We start from the raw sequence: 1042 nt of genomic DNA, 5'->3' as shown, positions 1-1042 counted from the left end.
CGTTGACCGTCAGCGGCAGTTCGTCCAGCACCACCACCGCGGCCGGAACCATGTACTCCGGCAGCACCGCGGCGACGTGCCCGCGCAGGTGCTCCTCCTCGACGGCCCGCCCGTCGGGCACGACGTAGCCGATGAGCCGCTTCTCGCCCGGGCGGTCCTCACGTGCCACGACCACCGCCTGCGCGACGTCCTCGTGCGCGGCGAGCACGGACTCCACCTCGCCCAGCTCCACGCGGTAGCCGCGGATCTTCACCTGCTCGTCCGCGCGGCCCGCGAAGTGCAGCAGCCCGTCCCCCGTCCAGCGCGCCAGGTCACCGGTGCGGTACATCCGGCCGCCGGTGTCGAACGGGCAGGCCACGAACCGCTCGCCGGTCAGCCCCGCGCGCCCCAGGTAGCCGCGGGCGAGGCCGGGCCCGGCGACGTACAGCTCGCCGACGACGCCGGAGGGCACCGGCTGCAGGAACGGATCCAGCACGTAGACCCGCCGGTTGGCCATCGGCCGGCCGATGGGCAGCACGGCGCCCGCCGTGTCACCGGGGTGCAGCACATGCCACGTCGCGCAGAGCGTGATCTCCGTGGGCCCGTACAGGTGCCGTACGGACAGGCCGGGGCACGCCTCGCGGACCCGCGCGACCGCCGCGGCCGACACCACGTCGCCACCCGTGAGCACTTCGTGCAGGCCGGTGAAGCACTCCGGGGACTCCTCGGCGAGCACCCGGAACAGCCCCGCGGTGACGTGCAGTCTGCTCACACCCGCGTCGGACACGGCCAGGCGCACCCGCTCCGCGTCGACCACGCCCGGCTCGGCGACGACGACCCGGCCGCCGGCGGCGAGCGGCACCCACACCTCGTACAGCGAGATGTCGAACGCGTGCGGCGCGTGCATCAGCACCGCCTCACCCGGCCCCGCGCCCCAGCCGCGCTCGCCGGCGAGCACCGCGACGGCACCGTGCGGCACGGCGACGCCCTTGGGCGTCCCCGTCGAGCCGGAGGTGTACATCACGTACGCCACGTCCGCGGCGCCCACGGGCACCCGGGGTGC

At 75.3% G+C, this 1042-nt stretch carries 1 protein-coding gene; it reads right to left on the bottom strand.

All coding sequences use genetic code 11. The features are described from left to right. Positions 1-1027, bottom strand: a 1027-nt coding sequence (locus H5J30_RS35435; RefSeq protein ID WP_309505730.1) for an amino acid adenylation domain-containing protein, incomplete at its 3' end; no start/stop codon positions are given. Positions 1028-1042: the final 15 nt, after the last annotated feature.

The organism is Streptomyces phytophilus (assembly GCF_013870535.1).
GTDB lineage: Bacteria > Actinomycetota > Actinomycetes > Streptomycetales > Streptomycetaceae > Streptomyces > Streptomyces phytophilus.
This window is presented reverse-complemented; position numbering and strand designations above follow the sequence as displayed.